Raw genomic sequence first — 868 nt, 5'->3', positions numbered from 1 at the left:
GAGCAGAACAGGCTCAGGGCTACTGAAAGCCCGCTCCGTACCGCTTAGCGGTCGGAGCCGGGTAGTTTACAATCCTTGCCCGGCATGGCTTTTGCGGATCCACCTGGAAAAAACCGGAAGATTTGCCTATTTCCTCACAAAAGGATGCTTGATCCGGGGCAGAAGGGTGGCAGGATGAGGAGTGGATGTTTTTTCTGGAGACACACCCAGGATGGCTACCTATAAGGTCACTCTGATCAACGAGGAGCAAGGCTTGAACGTCACCATCGATGTGCCGGACGATGAGTACATTTTGGACGTGGCGGAAGAGCAAGGGATCGAGCTGCCCTATTCCTGCCGCGCCGGTGCCTGTTCGACCTGTGCTGGCAAGCTGGTGAGCGGCACGGTGGATCAAAGCGATCAGTCCTTCCTGGATGATGATCAGATCGAGCAGGGCTATGTGCTGACCTGTGTGGCTTACCCTACTTCCGACTGCACCATCATCACCCACCAAGAAGAAGCCCTTTACTGATCGAGCTTGAATTTCCGTCCTCAACCCCAGCCCCTCTTCCAAAGAGAGAGGGGTTTTTGTTTTGGGTGGCCCAAGGGGGTGTTCGAGCGCTCCGCGCTGCTGAGGCCCTCACCCAGAGGGAGAGGAGAATTGGCAGTGGTAGGATTTCCTTATTCTGTAGTGCTTCAGCAACCATGACCCCTGAGCAAGAGCAGTGGCTGATTCAAGCCATCCAGGAGCTACAAGCCTCCCAGAGAGAATTGCAAGCCTCCCAAAGAGAATTGCAGGCCGCTCAGCAGGAGCTGCGCCTTGTCCAACAAAACCAGCAGGTTTTGATTCAAGAGCTGCGGGAAGGACAGGCGATGCTGGCCCAGTTTT

1 protein-coding gene and 1 pseudogene are annotated in these 868 nt (G+C 55.3%); both read left to right on the top strand.

The window, feature by feature from the left end; all coding sequences use genetic code 11:
- Positions 1-211 precede the first annotated feature (211 nt).
- On the top strand, positions 212-511 hold the full coding sequence (locus NW839_RS12050; protein WP_011433206.1) for a ferredoxin: 300 nt from the start codon (positions 212-214) through the stop codon (positions 509-511).
- A 173-nt stretch (positions 512-684) separates the two neighbouring features.
- Positions 685-868, top strand: a pseudogene (locus NW839_RS12045) (hypothetical protein); the annotation flags it as partial.

The organism is Synechococcus sp. R5-15 (assembly GCF_047462035.1).
Lineage (GTDB): Bacteria > Cyanobacteriota > Cyanobacteriia > Thermostichales > Thermostichaceae > Thermostichus.
The sequence above is the reverse complement of the archived record's forward strand: the minus strand, read 5'-3'. Positions and strand labels throughout refer to the sequence as shown.

Coding starts and splice junctions, on each gene's coding strand:
- NW839_RS12050 (WP_011433206.1), top strand. CDS start 212: ATGGCTACCTATAAGGTCACTCTGATCAACGAGGAGCAAGGCTTGAAC.